This is a genomic window from Nonomuraea sp. NPDC049709, assembly GCF_040674815.1.
Classification (GTDB): Bacteria; Actinomycetota; Actinomycetes; order Streptosporangiales; family Streptosporangiaceae; genus Nonomuraea.
In genome coordinates, this window is sequence record NZ_JBFANM010000139.1 from 1 (window position 1) to 17363 (window position 17363).

At 69.8% G+C, this 17363-nt stretch carries 16 protein-coding genes; 10 read left to right on the forward strand and 6 right to left on the reverse strand.

Annotated features, from left to right (window positions below; genetic code table 11):
* The first annotated feature begins 286 nt into the window (after nt 1-286).
* From hypF to dop, 3 genes are all read left to right on the forward strand, one after another.
* A complete protein-coding gene (gene hypF / locus AB0J69_RS58845; protein ID WP_364137504.1) occupies nt 287-2545 on the forward strand; it encodes a carbamoyltransferase HypF in 2259 nt (752 codons plus the stop codon).
* Between the two features lie 560 nt (nt 2546-3105).
* Nucleotides 3106-4203: an acyltransferase gene (locus AB0J69_RS58850; RefSeq protein WP_364137506.1), complete on the forward strand. Its 1098-nt coding sequence runs from the start codon at nt 3106-3108 to the stop codon at nt 4201-4203.
* A gap of 86 nt (nt 4204-4289) precedes the next feature.
* A complete protein-coding gene (gene dop, locus AB0J69_RS58855) occupies nt 4290-5804 on the forward strand; it encodes a depupylase/deamidase Dop (protein ID WP_364137508.1) in 1515 nt (504 codons plus the stop codon).
* Between the two features lie 34 nt (nt 5805-5838).
* On the opposite strand, the gene AB0J69_RS58860 is transcribed toward dop, so the two are convergent.
* The gene (locus AB0J69_RS58860; RefSeq protein WP_364137510.1) at nt 5839-6243 is read right to left on the reverse strand and encodes a hypothetical protein; all 405 of its coding nucleotides are present in this window, start codon (nt 6241-6243) and stop codon (nt 5839-5841) included.
* Between the two features lie 146 nt (nt 6244-6389).
* Between AB0J69_RS58860 and AB0J69_RS58865 the strand changes: the two genes are divergently transcribed.
* Entirely contained in the window at nt 6390-6599 is a 210-nt protein-coding gene (locus AB0J69_RS58865) for a ubiquitin-like protein Pup (RefSeq protein ID WP_237107473.1), read from the forward strand.
* A 185-nt stretch (nt 6600-6784) separates the two neighbouring features.
* Entirely contained in the window at nt 6785-7630 is an 846-nt protein-coding gene (locus tag AB0J69_RS58870; RefSeq protein ID WP_364137512.1) for an endonuclease VII domain-containing protein, read from the forward strand.
* Nucleotides 7631-7646: 16 nt separating this feature from the next.
* On the opposite strand, the gene AB0J69_RS58875 is transcribed toward AB0J69_RS58870, so the two are convergent.
* From AB0J69_RS58875 to AB0J69_RS58895, 5 genes are read right to left on the reverse strand one after another with little or no spacing between them, the layout of a single operon-like run.
* Nucleotides 7647-8693, reverse strand: coding sequence for a DNA polymerase IV (locus AB0J69_RS58875; protein ID WP_364137514.1), 1047 nt, complete (start codon nt 8691-8693; stop codon nt 7647-7649).
* Nucleotides 8694-8739: 46 nt separating this feature from the next.
* Nucleotides 8740-9792, reverse strand: coding sequence for an ABC transporter ATP-binding protein (locus tag AB0J69_RS58880; protein ID WP_364137516.1), 1053 nt, complete (start codon nt 9790-9792; stop codon nt 8740-8742).
* Nucleotides 9789-10607, reverse strand: coding sequence for an ABC transporter permease subunit (locus tag AB0J69_RS58885; RefSeq protein WP_364137518.1), 819 nt, complete (start codon nt 10605-10607; stop codon nt 9789-9791). Before AB0J69_RS58885 ends, AB0J69_RS58880 begins: the two co-directional genes overlap by 4 nt.
* A complete protein-coding gene (locus tag AB0J69_RS58890; RefSeq protein WP_364137520.1) occupies nt 10604-11530 on the reverse strand; it encodes a sugar ABC transporter permease in 927 nt (308 codons plus the stop codon). Before AB0J69_RS58890 ends, AB0J69_RS58885 begins: the two co-directional genes overlap by 4 nt.
* A complete protein-coding gene (locus AB0J69_RS58895) occupies nt 11505-12884 on the reverse strand; it encodes an extracellular solute-binding protein (RefSeq protein WP_364137522.1) in 1380 nt (459 codons plus the stop codon). The genes AB0J69_RS58890 and AB0J69_RS58895 overlap by 26 nt, the downstream gene beginning before the upstream one ends.
* A gap of 248 nt (nt 12885-13132) precedes the next feature.
* Between AB0J69_RS58895 and prcB the strand changes: the two genes are divergently transcribed.
* From prcB to AB0J69_RS58920, 5 genes are all read left to right on the forward strand, one after another.
* Nucleotides 13133-13948 (forward strand): proteasome subunit beta, encoded by an 816-nt coding sequence (gene prcB / locus AB0J69_RS58900; RefSeq protein ID WP_364137524.1) that lies wholly within the window; start codon nt 13133-13135, stop codon nt 13946-13948.
* 21 nt (nt 13949-13969) lie between these two features.
* On the forward strand, nt 13970-14764 hold the full coding sequence (gene prcA, locus AB0J69_RS58905; protein ID WP_364137532.1) for a proteasome subunit alpha: 795 nt from the start codon (nt 13970-13972) through the stop codon (nt 14762-14764).
* Between the two features lie 617 nt (nt 14765-15381).
* Nucleotides 15382-15762 carry a hypothetical protein gene (locus tag AB0J69_RS58910; RefSeq protein WP_364137526.1) on the forward strand — a complete coding sequence of 127 codons (381 nt, stop codon included), beginning with the start codon at nt 15382-15384 and terminating at the stop codon, nt 15760-15762.
* A gap of 114 nt (nt 15763-15876) precedes the next feature.
* Entirely contained in the window at nt 15877-16404 is a 528-nt protein-coding gene (locus tag AB0J69_RS58915) for a hypothetical protein (protein ID WP_364137528.1), read from the forward strand.
* A gap of 132 nt (nt 16405-16536) precedes the next feature.
* On the forward strand, nt 16537-17363 hold an 827-nt coding region (locus AB0J69_RS58920; RefSeq protein ID WP_364137530.1), incomplete at its 3' end, for a proteasome accessory factor PafA2 family protein.

The following is a 17363-nucleotide window of genomic DNA, read 5'->3' on the forward strand; positions in this document are numbered from 1 at the left end:
GGGCGGGGGGGGGTGGGGGGGGGGGGGGGGGGCGGGCGGGGGGGGGGGGGGGTGTGGGTTCCACCGGGCTCGCTGTCGCGCTCGGTTTCAAACCCCCCTTTTGATAAAAAACCGCGCGGGGCGCCGCCCACCCCCCCCCCGCCCCCCTGCCGCCTTTCCACCGCGAGCGCCTTGCGTCCGGTTGCGCCACAAAGGCGAGGATGCTCCCGCAGCGAAGGTACGGCGAAGGCGCGACGACACGGCCGATACGCATGCACGCCACCCCGATGAAGCGCACACTGGGCCTGTGACCACGCTCAAACGGGTAGACGTGCACGTCGAAGGCATTGTCCAGGGGGTCGGTTTCCGGCCCTTCGTCTACTCGCTCGCCAACCGGCTGGGGCTGGCCGGGCGCGTGCACAACGACGTCAACGGCGTACACATCGAAGTCGAAGGAGCCCTCGCCGGGGTCGAGGAGTTCCTGACCGCCCTCGAACGCGACGCGCCCGCCCTGTCCGAGATCGAGCGGGTCACCGTCGTCAGCGGCGAGCCCGCCGGGCACAGCGGCTTCACCATCGCCGCCAGCGACCCCTCCGGGCTGCGCCGCGCCCTCGTCTCGGCCGACGGCGCCACCTGCGACGACTGCCTGCGCGAGCTGCACGACCCGGCCGACCGCCGCCACCGGTACCCGTTCATCAACTGCACCAACTGCGGGCCCCGCTTCACCATCGTCCGCGGCGTCCCGTACGACCGGCTGCTGACCACCATGGCCGGCTTCGGCATGTGCGACGCCTGCGCCCGCGAATACCACGACCCCGCCGACCGCCGCTTCCACGCCCAGCCCACCTGCTGTCCCGCCTGCGGACCCCGGCTGCGGCTGCGCGACGCGCGCGGCACCGAGCTGTGCGGCGACCCCATCGCCTGCGCCGCCACCCTGCTGCGCGCCGGGCGCGTCGTCGCCGTCAAGGGCCTGGGCGGCTACCACCTCGCCGTCACCGCCTCCGACGAGCGGGCCGCCGCCGCGCTGCGCGGCCGCAAGCACCGAGAGGACAAACCGTTCGCCGTCATGGCCGCCGACCTGGCGCAGGCCCGCCGGCTGTGCGAGATCGACGACGCCGCGGCCGCGCTGCTCGCCGGCCGCGCCCGGCCCATCGTGCTGCTGCCCCGCCGCGCCGGCGCCCCCGTCGCGCCCTCCGTCGCGCCCGGCCACCGCCGTCTCGGGCTCCTGCTGCCCTACACGGCCCTGCACCACCTCCTGCTGGCCGAACTCGGCGAACCCATGGTCCTGACGAGCGGCAACGTCTCCGACGAGCCCATCGCGTACGAGGACGCCGACGCCCTGACCCGCCTCGGCGGCATCGCCGACGCCTTCCTCGTCCACGACCGCGCCATCCACACCCGCACCGACGACTCCGTCGTACGGCCCACGCCCGGCGGGGTCACCGTGCTGCGCCGGGCCCGCGGGTACGCACCCGAGCCGCTCGCCCTGCGCCGGCCCGCGCCCCGGCCCGTGCTCGCCTGCGGCGCCGAGCTGAAGAGCACCTTCTGCCTCGTCCAGGGCCGGCGCGCGTTCGTCTCGCAGCACATCGGCGACCTGGAGAACCAGGACACCCTGCGTTCCTTCGTCGAGAACATCGACCACTACTGCGGCCTGTTCGGCATCCGCCCCGAGATCGTCGCCCACGACCTGCACCCCGGCTACCTGTCCACCAGGCACGCCCTGGAGCTCCCCGGCGTCGAACGCGTCGGCGTCCAGCACCACCACGCGCACATCGCCTCCTGCCTGGCCGACAACGGCGACCAGGGGCCGGTGATCGGCGTCGCCTTCGACGGGCTCGGCCACGGCACCGACGGCACCCTCTGGGGCGGCGAGTTCCTCCGCGCCGACCTGGCCGCCTTCGAGCGCCTCGGCCACCTCGCCCACGTCCCCCTGCCCGGCGGCACCGCCGCGATCAGGCAGCCCTGGCGCATGGCCGCCGCCTACCTGCACGACGACCACCCCGGCCTGGACGTGTACAGGCGCAACGCCGAACGCTGGACCGACGTGCTGCGGCTCGCCGACAGCGGCCTCGCCTCGCCCCTCACCTCCAGCGCGGGCCGCCTGTTCGACGCCGTCTCGGCGCTGCTCGGGATCCGCGACAAGATCACGTACGACGGGCAGGCCGCGATCGAGCTCGAACAGCGCGCCGACCCCGCCGAGACCGGCGTCTACCCCGCCGCCATCACCACCCCCGGCCCGCTCGTCGTCGAGGGCGCCGACCTCGTCCGCGCCGCCGCCGCCGACCTGACCGCCGGGGTCGACCCGGGCGTCATCGCCGGCCGCTTCCACAACGGCGTCGCCGCCGCCATCACCCGCGCCTGCGTGGAGCTCAGGCAGCGGACCGGGCTGACCGCCGTGGCGCTGTCCGGCGGGGTCTTCCAGAACGCCCTGCTGCTCGAACGCACGGCCGAACGGCTGCGGGCCGCCGGGTTCCGGGTGCTCAAGCACGTACGGGTCCCGCCCAACGACGGCGGCCTCAGCCTGGGCCAGGCCGCCGTCGCCGCCGCCCGCGACCACGCCCTGTGACGGCACCCCACGGACACCCGCGCCGCCCGCCGCTGGGATGTGGCGCGGCGGCGATGAGTACGACGTCGGCATCGCGGCGCCCCTGACGTTCGCCGAGGAACGCAGCCGGCGGCTCGTGGCCGGACACCCTTGGAGGGCTGCACCGGGGGTCTCTCGGACGCCATGCGCGACTACGGGACCTGCTCGACGAAGTGGCCGACTCCCCGTGCGTCGGCGGACTCCGGGGCGGCACCCCCGGGCGGGGGCCCACGGGGTCACGCGGGCAGCGCCGATGGCGACCGCGCTAACGCTGGCGGCGACCACGCCGGCAGCGCTGACGGGGGAGTGCCCGCGCCGGCGGCGCTCGTGCACGTGCTCGTGCGTGCCGGGCGTCGGTGGGCCGGTCGCCGGAACACCCGACGCGGCACGGCCCCGCCGGCCGCCCTCGGCTCGCTCGCGACCGCGACCCGGCGTGTTGCTCATGGGAACAAAGGGCCCGATGGAACCAAAGTGATCAGAGTTACGTCAAAGATGGCGTGCATTCCCCCAACCGGCCAAAGCATGCTCGGGGAGACGGCCGGTTGGCCGAACTCGACCTCCTGCGCTTCCTCGCCGCCCTGGCGGTCGTCGCCTTCCACTATCTGGTCGCGTACGCCTCGGTGTGGGGAGACAGGCCCGCCGAGCTGTTCCCGGCGCTGGCGCCCATCGCGGGGCTCGGCATCCTCGGCGTCGAGTTGTTCTTCATCATCAGCGGGTTCGTCATCCTGATGAGCGTCTGGGGGCGCGGACTCGGCGCGTTCGCCCGCTCCCGGCTGGTCCGCCTCTACCCCGCGTACTGGCTCAGCCTGGCCGCCATCGCCGCCCTCTACGGCCTCACCGGGGCCAAGGCGCTCGACCCAAAACTTTCACCAGGCGAATACCTGGTGAACGCCACCATGTTCCAGCGGCTGTTCAAGCTCACCGACGCCAGCGGTGTCTACTGGTCGCTCTGGGCCGAGCTCCGCTTCTACCTGCTGATGGCCATCCTGGTGATCATCGGGGTCACGCGCGGGCGCGTCCTGGCCTTCTGCGGCATCTGGCTCGCCGCCGCGCTCGGCGTCAAACTGCTCGAGGAGTACAACATCTTCGAGAACGAGGTCGTCCGCGAGATCGTCATGCCCGGCTACGCCGGATACTTCGTCGCCGGCATGGCCCTCTATCTCGTGCACAAACACGGCGGCGGCCTGTTGCCCTGGCTCTACGTCGCCGTCTCCTACGGGCTTTCCCTCCACTCGGCCCTCGGTCGCGTGCACGGCCGCATCGAGCTCGCCGGGTTCAAGAACATGCCCGTCACCGACCTCAGCGTGATCATCACCCTGACGCTGATCTTCGTCGCCATGGCCCTCGTCGCACTCGGCGCGGTGCGGATGCGGACCTCCCGGGTGCTCACCGCGCTCGGCGGCGCGACATACCCGCTTTACCTCTTCCATAGCGTTGTCGCGGTGGCCCTCATCCCGCTGCTCACCGGTGATCTGCCCCCCTTGGCCGTCGCCACGATCACGACCCTGGCCGCGATTCTTCTGTCATATCTCGTCTACTCCTTTGCCGAACGCCCCATCCAGCGGCTACTCAAGCCCCGCAGACGTACACAAACCCCATCAGCTCCCGTCGTACAGGGTGAAAAGGCGTCGGTGCCATAACTCTGTGGCCCTGGGGCACTGTGAAGGGCATAGGCTCGGGCATATAAACGGCGGATAGACAGACCCGGACGAACAGAGGGTGTTGCATGACGGTGCGTCGGGTGATGGGCATCGAGACCGAGTACGGCATCTCCGTACCAGGTCAGCCAGGCGCCAACGCGATGGTGACCTCCTCACAGGTCGTGAACGCCTACCTGGCCGCCTCGGCGGCCCGCGCGCGCAGAGCACGATGGGACTTCGAGGAGGAGAACCCGCTCCGCGACGCGCGCGGCTTCGACCTGGCCAGAGAGGTGGCCGACCCCAGCCAGCTCACCGATGAGGATCTTGGCCTGGCCAACGTCATCCTCACCAACGGCGCCAGGCTCTACGTCGACCACGCCCATCCGGAATACAGCTCGCCCGAGTGCACCAACCCCCGGGCGGCCGTCATCTGGGACAAGGCCGGCGAGCGCGTCATGTACGACGCCGCCACCCGCGCCTCCGCCATCCCCTCCAACGCGCCCATCCAGCTCTACAAGAACAACACCGACGCCAAGGGCGCCTCCTACGGCTGCCACGAGAACTACCTGATGCGGCGCGCCACCCCCTTCGCCGACATCGTCCGGCACCTCACCCCGTTCTTCGTCTCCCGGCAGGTCGTCGTCGGCGCCGGCAAGGTCGGCATCGGCCAGGACTCCCGCGGCGAGGGCTTCCAGATCAGCCAGCGCGCCGACTTCTTCGAGGTCGAGGTCGGCCTCGAGACCACGCTCAAGCGGCCCATCATCAACACCCGCGACGAGCCGCACGCCGACCCGGAGAAATACCGCCGGCTGCACGTGATCATCGGCGACGCCAACATGTCCGAGATCTCCACCTACCTGAAGCTCGGCTCCACCGCGCTCGTCCTCGCCATGATCGAAGAGGGCTTCCTGACCCGCGACCTCGCCGTCGAGAACCCCGTGCAGGCCCTGCGCGCCGTCTCCCACGACCCCAGCTGCCGCTACGAGATCCCCATGCGCGACGGCCGCAAGCTCACCGCCGTGCAGCTCCAGATGGAATACCTCGAGCAGGCCCGCAAATACGTCGAAGAGCGCGGCACCGCCCAGGACGAGATGAACAAGGACATCCTCGACCGCTGGGAATCCGTCCTCACCCGCCTCGCCGAAGACCCCATGCAGCTCTCCCGCGAGCTCGACTGGGTCGCCAAGCTCGAACTCCTCGAGGGCTACCGCAGCCGCGACGGCCTGGCCTGGTCCCACCCCCGGCTCCAGCTCGTCGACCTGCAATACTCCGACATCCGCCCCGACCGCGGCCTCTACAACCGCCTCGTCGCCCGCGGACGCATGCAGCGCCTCGTCACCGAGGAAGAGGTCCAGCGCGCCGTCGAGAGCCCGCCCACCGACACCCGCGCCTACTTCCGCGGCCGCTGCCTGAGCCAGTACAGCGAATCCGTCGCCGCCGCCTCCTGGGACTCCGTCATCTTCGACATCCCCGGCAGGGAGTCACTCCAGCGCGTCCCCACCCTCGAACCGCTGCGCGGCACCAAGGCCCACGTCGGAGAGCTCTTCGACCGCTGCCACACCGCCGCCGACCTCGTCGCCGCCCTCACCGGCGGCGACTGACCCGCCCACCGCTCGCTCCCGGGGTCGGCCGGCGTCACAGCAGGCCGATCCCCAGCGTCAGCGTGCCCACCGCCAGGCACGCACCACCCGCGACCGTCAGCCAGATGAGTTTGCTCGGCTTCGTGTCGCTCGGGCGCACCACCGACAGGAAGAACCCCAGCGGCATCAGGATCGGGGCCGCCACGATCAGCGTCCTGGTCAGCGCCTTGAGGCCCTCCGGCAGGCCCGACTGGTCCACGTACAACATCGCCACCAGGGCGAACAGCACCAGCACGCCCGCATGGGCATGACCCGCGCGCCACAGGCCGCGGCGAACCGGGTTGTCCAGGTAACCCGGGACGTTCTTCATCACGAACGACAGCAGCGACACGCCGCCGAAGGCCACCAGCGGGACTGTGATGAGGAGCACACCAGCCGTGCTCAGGGACGAAGGGGACATCTCAACCTCCTGTGTCTACGGGGCTTCATTATTGGATAGGACTGCTATCTAGTCAACCCGGCAAGATCGGCGGGCGATCGGCGCGAAATGTCGCCCGGTTCGGGGAAGATATGCCTAGAGGCAGTCCCCCAAAGCGGAGGTAGGACATGGCAACCAAGGACACCGGCGGCCAGAAGCAGACCGGCCGTCGCGAGAGCGAAGTCGAGGAGACCGAGGCCTCGGCGGCACCGGATGTTCAGGAGCGGCAGGAGAAGCTCACGGACGATGTCGACGCGATCCTGGATGAAATCGACGAAGTTCTCGAAGAGAACGCAGAGGAGTTCGTGCGGTCGTACGTGCAGAAAGGCGGACAGTAGGGGGCAAAACGGACGTCGACTGAAAGGGGAGAGGTGGGGTGAAGGAAGGGGCCAAGCGGTGTCCGGACTGTGGGGAGGAGAAGGACGTCTCCGAGTTCGGGCGGAACGCGCGCATGGCTGATGGGCTGGCGCGATACTGCAAGGCCTGCTTTCGGCGACGTTCCACTCAGAGTTATCGGAAGCGCATGGCCGAGCAGGGCAAAGCCGTGCGTGAGCGCGTCGAAGTTCCTGAGGGGCAAAAGCATTGTCCGCGGTGTTCGACGGCGAAACCGAAGGATAGCTTCGGCCGCAATCGGGCTGCGAAGGATGGTCTGACAAGCTATTGCAAGCCCTGCCATGCGCAGGTGACGCTGGACAACAGGATCAAGAATCATGGGAGCGATCGCAACTACAAGCTGAAGCTCCGCTACGGCATCACAGAGGACGACTTCGCGCGCATGCTCGCCCACCAGGGCGGGCTCTGCGCCATCTGCCGGGTCGTTCCGGGCACCTTCGTCGATCACAGTCATGAGACCGGGCAGGTCCGGGGTGTTCTCTGTTTCAACTGCAACAACGGGCTCGGGCACTTCGGTGACAACACGGTGTTGCTGGAGTTGGCCGCGCTCTATCTGGACGGGGAGGTGCTCTGGCCGGAGTTCGTGGTTCTGCCGGAGGAGCGCGGTGACGTTTCTGTGGCGCCTACGCGGACTTATCACCTGTCGCAGCGTTATCGGGTGCGGCATGAGGATGTCGAGCGAATGATCTCGGCCCAGTACGGGTTGTGCGTGGTGTGCTGGGATCGGCCGCCCGAGCATGTGGATCACTGTCATCGGACCGGTGATGTGCGGTATGCGCTGTGCTTGCCATGCAATGCCGGGATCGGGCAGTTCCGGGATGATCCGGGGGTGGTGTGGCGGGCGCTTTCGTATGTGGAGGCGACCGTCGAGGAGCATGAGGAGGTCCGGGTCTCGGACGAGGAGCTCCGGGAGCTGGTCCGGGCCGAGGAGGAGCTTCGTTCCGCGTTCTATCGGCAGGTGACGCGGGTCGGTTAGCCGCCGGTGCGGTCCGTCAGCCGGGCATCGTGTAGTCGACGGACACGCCCACGAGGCGGATGGGGCGGGTGAGGTCGTGGCGGTCGAGGATGGCCAGGGCCGTGCGGGTGATGGTGGCGGGGTCGGTGGTGGGGTGGGGGAGTTTTGACTGGCGGGTGCGGGTCAGGAACGGCGTGGAGCGGATCTTGACCCGGACCAGGGTGATCTCGCGGCCGGCCGCCGTGGCGTCGTGGGCGACCTGTTCGGCCAGGGCGGTGAGGTGGCGGGTGAGGTCGGCGCGGTCGGTGAGGTCGTGCGGGAAGGTGGTCTCGCGGCTGTGGCCGCGGGCGATCCAGGGTGTGGTGACGACTTCGGCTTCGCCTTTGCCGAGCGCGAGGTAGCGGTACCAGGGGCCGTTGGTGGGGCCGAAGCGGCTCGCCAGGTCGGCGGGGTCGGCGGCGGCGAGCTGGGCGACGGTGTGCAGGCCGAGGGCGGCCAGTTTCCTGGAGATCCGGGCGCCTATGCCCCAGAGGGCGTCGGTGGGACGGTCGTACATGACCTCGGCCCAGTTGTCGCTGGTGAGGCGGTAGATCCCGGCGGGCTTGGCAAGGCCGGAGGCGAGTTTGGCCTGGTGTTTGTTGTCGCCGATGCCGACGGAGCAGTCGAGGTCGGTGCGGGCGCGTACGGCCTGCCGGAGGTCGGCGGCGAGGGCTTCGGGGTTGTCGGTGGTGGCGCCCAGGAAGGCTTCGTCCCAGCCCCAGATCTCGACGCGGACGGGAAATTCGCGCAGGACGGCCATGACGCGTTCGGAGGCGGCCTCGTAGGCGGGTGGGTCGCTGGGCAGGAAGACGGCTTCGGGACAGCGCCTGAGGGCGGTGCGGAGCGGCATGCCGGAGTGGATGCCGTGTTCGCGGGCCTCGTAGGTGGCGGTGGCGGCGACGGTGCGGGGCTGGGTGGGGTCGCCGGAGCCGCCGACCACGACGGGTTTGCCGCGGAGCTCGGGGTGGCGCAGGAGCTCGACGGCGGCGATGAACTGGTCGAGGTCGACGTGCAGGATCCAGTCCCTGGTGGACGTGGTGCCCATGCGTCCAGTATGGCGGGGCCGGGGTGGGGCGCCGGTGTGGGCCGGGTCAGGGGAGGGTGGTGAGGAGGTCGTCGTCGCGGTAGAGGAGGGCACGGCGGGGGACGGCCCAGGCGGGGGTGCCGAGGGGTGGTTCGTCGCCTTCGGGGACGACGAGCTGGATGAGGGTGTCGGGGGCTTCGAGGGTGACGAGGGTGTGGGTGCCGAGGTTCTCCAGGACGGAGATGACGCCGGGGAAGGCGTCGGGGCGTTCGGTGGCGGACAGGTCCATGTATTCGGGGCGTACGCCGTAGGTGAGGTGGCCGTCGCCGGGGGCCAGGGCCGTGGGGGGGAGGGTGGCGCCGGCGACGTGGAGCGCGGTGGGGGTGGCGCGGGCGGGGAGGAGGTTCATCGGGGTGGAGCCGATGAAGGAGGCGACGAAGGTGGTGGCGGGGCGGTGGAAGATCTCGGCGGGGGTGCCGACCTGGATCATGCGGCCGTGCGACATGACGGCGATGCGGTCGGCGAGGGCGAGGGCCTCGGCCTGGTCGTGGGTGACGAAGACGGTGGTGACGGCGAGTTCGCGCTGGAGGCGTTTGAGGAAGGTGCGGGCTTCGAGGCGGAGGCGTGCGTCGAGGTTGGAGAGGGGTTCGTCGAAGAGGAAGGCGGTGGGGTGGCAGGCGATGGCGCGGGCGAGCGCGACGCGCTGCTGCTGGCCGCCGGAGAGCTCGGAGGGGCGGCGGTGGAGGAGCTCGGTGAGGCTGAGGCGGGCGGCGACGCCGGCGGCCTTGGCGGTGCGTTCGGCGCGGGGGACCTTCTTGATGCGCAGGGGGTAGGCGATGTTGGTGGCGACGTTCATGTGGGGGAAGATCGCGTAGTCCTGGAAGACCATGGCGACGTCGCGGTCGCCCGGGGGGAGGGCGGTGACGTCCGTGTCGTTGATGCGGATCTGCCCTCTGGTGGGGGTCTCCAGGCCGGCGATGGTGCGCAGGAGGGTGGTCTTGCCGCAGCCTGAGGGGCCGAGCAGGGCGAAGAACTCGCCGTCGGCGATGGTGAGGTGCAGGTCGTCGAGGGCGTGGACCCCGCCGGGGAACACCTTGGTCAGGCCGTGCAGGGAGATCACCGTTTGATCCCTCCGTGGAAGCGGAAGCCGTAGCGCTGGGAGACGAACAGGTACATCGCGACGACGGGCAGCGAGTAGAGCAGCGAGAAGGTGGAGATGAGGTCGAGCTTGGGTGCGCCGCCCTCGGTGTAGAGGGTGTAGAGGATGACGGAGCCGGGGGCCTTCTCGGGGTCGCGCAGCAGGATGAACTGGAAGAGGAAGCCGCCCCACACGCTGGCCAGGGCCCAGACGGCGATGGTGGCCAGGCCGGGCCGGACGAGGGGGACGACGATGTGGCGCAGGATCTGCAGGGACGAGGCGCCGAAGACGCGGGCGGACTCCTCGTACGAGGTGGGGGTCTCGTCCATGAAGTCCTTGAGGATGAAGATCGCGGCGGGCAGCAGGCCGCCGGAGACGACGAGGACGACGCCGAGGTGGGTGTCGATGAGGTCGAGCCGGGTGGCGAGCTCGAAGATGGGCACCATGGCGGCGGTGCCGGTCACGACGGACGACAGCAGCAGCAGGACGTAGAGGAGGGCGTCGCGGCCGGGCACGCGGACGCGGGACAGCGCGTACGCGGCGAGCGCGGCCAGGACGACGACGAGCGCGGCGGCGCCCCCGCCCTGGATGAGGGAGTTGCGGATGGAGCCGAGCGCGTAGGGGTTGTCGAGGATGGCGCGGAAGTTGTCGAGCGTGAACTCGGGGACGGACGTGGTGATGGTGGGGGTCTCGTCGAAGGGGGCGCTGGCCAGCCAGAGCATGGGGAGGGTGAAGAAGGCCAGGACGACGGCGATGAAGACGGTGGCGGCGAGCCTGCCGACGGTGTGGCGGATCATGCGGGTGGTCCTCCGGCGGCGGCGACCTCCTGTTGCCGGCGCTGGCCGCGCAGCAGCCGCAGGTACGCCAGGGCGAAGACGAGGTTGATCAGCAGGATGAGGAAGGAGATGGCGGCTCCGACGCCGAGCTGGCCGTCTCTGAGGGCGACGCGGTAGACGTACACGGGCAGGATCTCGGAGCGGCCCTCCGGCCCGCCGCCGGTGAGGACGAACGGCGTGAAGTCGTTGAACGTCCACAGGCTGATGAGCAGCAGGTTGGTCAGGATGTGGCGGCGGATGCGGGGGAAGACGACGTCGCGCAGCTGCTGCGGGACGCGGGCCCCGGCGAGGCGGGCGGTCTCCAGGTGGGACGGCGGCACGTTCTCGAGGGCGGCGGAGTAGAGCATCATGGAGAACGCGGTGCCGCGCCACACGTTGAAGATGATGATCGACAGCAGCGGGTGGTCGAGCAGCCAGGCGAACCCCGGGGTGTTCAGGAGCGCGTTGAGGGTGCCTTCGTCGCGGTCGAGCAGCGCGTACCAGAGGAAGCCGACGACGGTGCTGGGCAGGATCCACGACAGCAGCACGACGCCTTCGACGATCCGGCGGACGGGGCCGGTGCGGGAGCGCAGGATCCAGGCGAGGGCGAAGCCGAGGCCGGCCTGGCCGATGATGGCGGAGCCGCCGACGTACAGGAGGGTGAGCCACAGCGAGCTGAGGAAGCGGGGGTCGGTGAGGGCGCCGCTGTAGTTGTCGAGGCCGACGACCTGGGGGTTGGCGGCGGCCAGGCCGGTGAGGCGATAGTCGGTGAGGCCGAGGTAGACGGTCCACAGGGCGGGGAAGATCAGGAAGACGGCGATGAGGACGAGGGCGGGCAGGACGAACGCGACCGCCCTGCCCCTGCCGAGCCCCGCGGCGTCAGCCGCCGACGTTGGCCGCGCCACCGACCAGTCCCTCCAGCTTGCCCTGGTAGGCGACGGCCGCCTCGTCGGCGCTCTTGCCGCTGATGACGGCGGCGGTGGCCTCCTGCAGGGCGGTGGAGACCTGCGGGTAGACGGCCAGGCCGGGCCGGTAGGCGGTGATGGGCAGGACCTCGTCGGCGATGTACTTGAGCATGGGGTCGGCCGTGAGGACCTCGTCGTTGACGTCGGTGCGGGAGCTGATGCGCGCCTGCCCGGCCAGCTGCGACTTGGTGGCGGCGGCCGAGTGCATGAAGGCGAGCAGGTCCCAGGCGAGCCTGGGGTTCTTGGAGAACGGGTTGAGCACGCGTACGGCTCCGCCCGACATGCTGACGAAGTCCTGGCCGCGCAGGCCGGCTCCGGGCTGCTTGGCGGGGATCTTGGCGTAGCCGACGGCCTGGTCGCGGTCCTTCATGGGGGCGACGCCGGCCTGGGGCTCGATGACCGAGCGCCAGAAGTAGTCGCTCTCGGCGAGGATGCCGATCTTGCCGGCGGCGAACTGGGCGAAGGACTTGTCGCGGCCCTTGGCCTCCTGCTGGAGCTTGGGGTCGCCGAGGCCGCTGCCGCCGTAGATCTGCTGGTAGAGGCCGAGCGCGTCCTTCATGGCCTGGGAGGCGCCGGTCCATTTGCCGTCGGCGTAGATCTCGGCTCCGGCTCCGGCCAGCAGCGGGAGCACGCCCTGCATGGTGGTGGCCTCGCCCATGGCGGTGCCGGCGTTGATCTGGATGGGGGTGGGCACGCCCGCGGCCTTGAGCTTGGTGCCGGCGTCGATGATCTCCTGCCAGCTGGCGGGCTGCCAGGTGTCGGGCAGGCCGGCCTTCCTGAACAGGGTCTTGTTGTAGAACAGGACGCGGCCGTCGGTGCCCTGGGGCAGTCCGTACTTCTTGCCGTCGAAGATGCCCAGGCCCTGCACGGCCTGGGGGATCTGCGCCCAGCCCTCCCACTGCTCGACGGTGGCGCCGCCCACCTCGGCCAGCGGTTTGATGTAGCCGGCCTGGGCGAACTCGCCGACCCAGATGCCGTCGACGTCGATGACGTCGGCGCCGGTCCTGGACTTGAGGTCGAGCGCGATCTTGGTCTTGTACTGCTCGTCGTCGACGCCGCTGGGCTGGAACAGCACTTTGACGCCGGCGTGGGTCTTCTCGAACTCGGGGATCACCCACTGCTTGATCCACTGGGCGGATTCGGCGTTCTTGCCGCCCTCGATGGAGTTGGCCGCGATGGTGAGGGTGATGCTGCCCCCGCCGGAGCCCCCCTCAGACCCGGTGCCGGTGCCGCAGGAGGTGAGGGCGAGAACGGTGATGGCCCCGATCAGCACTGGTCGGCTGGGGAGTCTCATGTCGGCCTCCTGTTCAGGACGTGCAGACATACCGACAATCGCATGGGCGGTGGCGGCCGTAAAGAAACGATCTGAACACGGACCTTCCGCGTTGATCGGATCTTCAAGGCGGTATCGCGGGGATGGTTCGCCGTGAGCTGATCGTGGGAAGTGCAGACAGCAACCCAACATGAGTAGGGTCGCCCTAGGAACACTGAACGTTTGGAGGGAGTCGCGTGGCATCGCACAGGGATCTGCCCGTCGGCTTGGTGAATCAGCTTTTCCGGAACACCGGGAGTTCCTCGTTCACGGAGTTCGTCGCCTCACATGCGCCGGAGTTGCTGCCACGGCGGGACGAGGTGCTGGCCACCCCGATCGGCGACCAGGTTCCGCACGCGACCACGATCGTGGCCGCCACCTTCGCCGGTGGCGTGGTCGTGGCGGGCGACCGGCGGGCGACGTCGGGCAACATCATCTCGCAGCGTGACATAGAGAAGGTGTTCCGCGCCGACGACTACTCCTGCATGGGCATCGCGGGCACGGCCAGCACCGGCATCGAGATGGCCCGGCTCTACCGGGTGGAGCTGGAGCACTACGAGAAGCTCGAGGGGCGCACGATGTCGGTGGCCGGCAAGGCCAACCGGCTGGCCACCATGATCAGGAGCAACCTCGCCATGGCGATGCAGGGGCTGGTGGTGGTGCCCCTGTTCGCCGCCTACGATCCGGACAAGGACGAGGGGCGCATCTTCAGCTACGACGTGGCGGGCGGGCCCTACGAGCGGGAGAGGTTCGACGCGATCGGGTCCGGCTCGATCTTCGCCCGCGGGTCGCTGAAGAAGCTCTACCGCGACGGCGCGACGGCCGACGACATGGTGATGACGCTGATCCAGGCGCTGTACGACGCCGCCGACGACGACTCGGCGACCGGCGGGCCCGACGTGACCAGGAAGATCTGGCCGATCGTCTCGGTGATCGACGCCGACGGCTATCGCCGGCTGTCCGAGGACGACGTGGCCGGCTACGTCCAGTCGATGCTCGACGCCCGCCTGATCTCGCCCGACGGCCCCATCGCCCCGCTGCGCTAGCAAAGGATCACCACTGTGTCCATGCCTTTCGGATATGCGTCCCCCGAGCAGATCATGCGGGACAAGGCCGACTACGCGCGCAAGGGCATCGCGCGAGGCCGTTCCGTCGTCGTGCTGCAGTACGTGGACGGCATCCTGTTCGTCGCGCCCAACCCGTCGCGGGCGCTGCACAAGATCAGCGAGATCTACGACCGCATCGGCTTCGCGGCCGTGGGGCGCTACAACGAGTTCGAGGAGCTGCGGCTCGGCGGCATCCGCTACGCCGACATCAACGGCTACACCTACGACCGCTCCGACGTGACCGGGCGCGGGCTGGCCAACCTCTACGCCTCCAACCTGGGCCGCATCTTCACCGAGTCGATCAAGTCGCTGGAGGTGGAGGTCGTCGTCGCCGAGGTGGGCGAGACCAAGGACGGCGACGCGATCTACCGGCTGACGTTCGACGGGTCGGTCTTCGACGAGCACGGCTTCGCGGCCATGGGCGGCCAGGCCGAGGCGGTGTCGACGCGGCTGAAGGAGCGTTACCGCGAGTCGATGTCGCTGGCCGACGCGCTGGAGGTGGCGCTGGCCGCGCTGACCGAGCCGGGCGGGGAGCGGCCGCCGGTGGGGCAGCTCGAGGTGGCGGTGCTCGACCGCAACCGGGAGCACCGCAAGTTCCTGCGGCTGACGGGTGCGCGGCTGGATCGGCTGCTCGCCCAGACCACCACCCCGCCGCCCGCGGCCGCCACCCCGCCGCCGTCCTCGGAGGGCACCTCCCCTGAGGCGCCCCCGACGGGGCCTGAGGGCGACGTGGACGACGGCTCCTCACCGCTGTAGGCCCCGGGCCGGGCCAAGGGGCGCGGGAGCCGTTCTCGGCCGCTGCAGGGCACGGCGCGGGCAGGGCTTCCCGCCGCTGCGGGGCGGTAGGGGTTCCTGGCCGTTGCGGTGCGGGACGCGGACTTCTCGGCGGGGGTTGCCAGTGGCGGCCCCCGCCGCCTGTCGTACGACACTGTCGGCTGCGAAGTGTGAGGTCCTCGTTGGGGCGAGGGGCACGCCCACCAGCCACGCGTCGATCCGCGTGAAGCTCGTCGCCGCGGCGGTTCCAGCCGATGGTGAAGGCGAAGTCCTCAACAGCGCGCCAAGCTCGTCACGGATCCTGATCGCCATGCTCTCTCTGGGGAACGCGGCCCGTGCGACCTCTGCGGTGGCACGGGGGTCAGCTCAGACCCGACTCGGCGTAGCGACACCAACGACCGGCCTTCGAGGACATCAACAAAAGAAGCGGGCTCGAACGATCTTGGCTCCGGCTGAATGAACTCTCCGGCCTCACGAGTATTCGGTTACCGGGCCCGTCGGCTCGTGGCGGCATGGGAAGCGGTGGCGTCGGGATGACGGGGCAGACGGCAAGGATCGAATCGCGTTGTGACGGTTGCGGGGGCACCCTCGTCCGCCGGGTGAACCAGTTCGTCGACGGCGGGCAGCTGTGGTGGGATGCCGAGGCCTCCTGCGCGTCCTGCGGTGATGGCTGGTGCGAGCACCCGGATTCAGGCAGGCCACCGGAAGATGTCCGCAGTGCCCTGCTGGCGGCGCATGGTCCAAGCCGGCTGCGTGTGGTCGGTCCGGTGCCGGACCTGGTCCCGGTCCTGAAAGTTCTGCGCGAGGTCTGGGAGGTGCCACTTCCCCAGGCTCGTGAGCTCGCCGACGAACTCGCTCACGCCGGCCTGGTCGGGACGCTGGCGGAGATGGAATTTCTGCACACCCGGCTGCGGAGCCGTGGCGTCGCGGCCGAGGTGAGGTCCGATGCCGGCCCGGAGGGTGACCGGATTCCCTCGTAGCCAGTCTTCGATCAATCCGCCAACAGCGTCTTGTCGTACGGGGGCTGTTCCGGTGTGAGCTGTTTCACTCCGGAACGCCCGAACTCACCACGGTGATCGAGAATCTTAAGATCCGTGAACACTCCACTGCGCGGCCTCCTCGCGGCCGGCGCCGCCACGGCCGTGATGCTCACCTCCGGGGTGGCCGCCGAAGCCGCCACCACCGCGTTCCCGAAGTACAAGGCACCGAAGATCTTCGGCACCACGTTCCAGGCCGACCCGAAGCACGACTTCACCAGGGGCATCCACCCCCGCCACAACGGCATCCTGCGCGGCTGGATCACCGACGTGCGGGGCGGCGCGGCCGAGTACGCGCCCATCAGGTGGAAGAAGGGCACCCACACCGAGGGCTACTTCGAGGGCCCGCCCGAGGGCGACTCCATGGCCTACGCCTCGCCGATCGCCAAGGACGTCGTCTTCCTGTCGGCGTACGGATGCAAGACCACGCTGTCGGACCTCACCGTCAGCCGCAGGACGGGGCTCGGCGCCAAGCGCTGCTCCAGGACCACGCTGATCAAGCGGCACGACCGCGAACGTCGGCCGGCCCTTATTACCGTTCACCAGGGGAAGATCGTCCAGGTCCAGGAGATCTACACTCCCTGACCCGTGCACCCGCGCCCCGTGGGGGCGGGCGCGGGGACGAAGGGGGCATATGCGGCGGTCATCGGGGGCTGGGCGGGAAAACACCTGGGAAGATCTCTCCCGCTCGCCGATCCGTGGGCATAGTGTGAGGTGATGGATCGTCGCATCTTCGGGCTGGAGAACGAGTACGGCGTGACCTGCACGTTCAGGGGCCAGCGCAGGCTGTCCCCCGACGAGGTCGCGCGCTACCTGTTCCGGCGGGTCGTGTCCTGGGGCCGATCGAGCAACGTCTTCCTTCGCAACGGCGCACGTCTCTATCTCGACGTGGGCAGCCATCCTGAATACGCAACACCCGAGTGTGACAACGTCATCGAGCTCGTCACCCACGACAAGGCCGGGGAGCGCATCCTCGAGGGCCTGCTCGTGGACGCCGAGAAGCGGTTGCGTGAAGAGGGCATCGCGGGTGACATCTATCTGTTCAAGAACAACACCGACTCGGCCGGCAACTCCTACGGTTGCCACGAGAACTACCTGGTGGGCCGGCACGGGGAGTTCGGCCGGCTGGCCGACGTGCTGATCCCGTTCCTGGTGACGCGGCAGATCGTGTGCGGGGCCGGGAAGGTGCTGCAGACGCCGCGCGGCGCGGTCTACTGCGTCTCGCAGCGGGCCGAGCACATCTGGGAGGGCGTCTCCAGCGCCACCACCCGGTCCCGGCCGATCATCAACACCCGGGACGAGCCGCACGCCGACGCCGAGCGCTTCCGCCGGCTGCACGTGATCGTGGGCGACTCCAACATGAGCGAGACCACCATGCTGCTCAAGGTCGGCGCCACCGACCTAGTGCTGCGCATGATCGAGTCGGGCACCGTGATGCGCGACCTGTCGCTGGAGAACCCGATCCGGGCCATCCGCGAGGTCTCCCACGACATGACCGGGCGGCGGCGGGTCCGCCTGGCCAACGGGCGCGAGGCCTCCAGCCT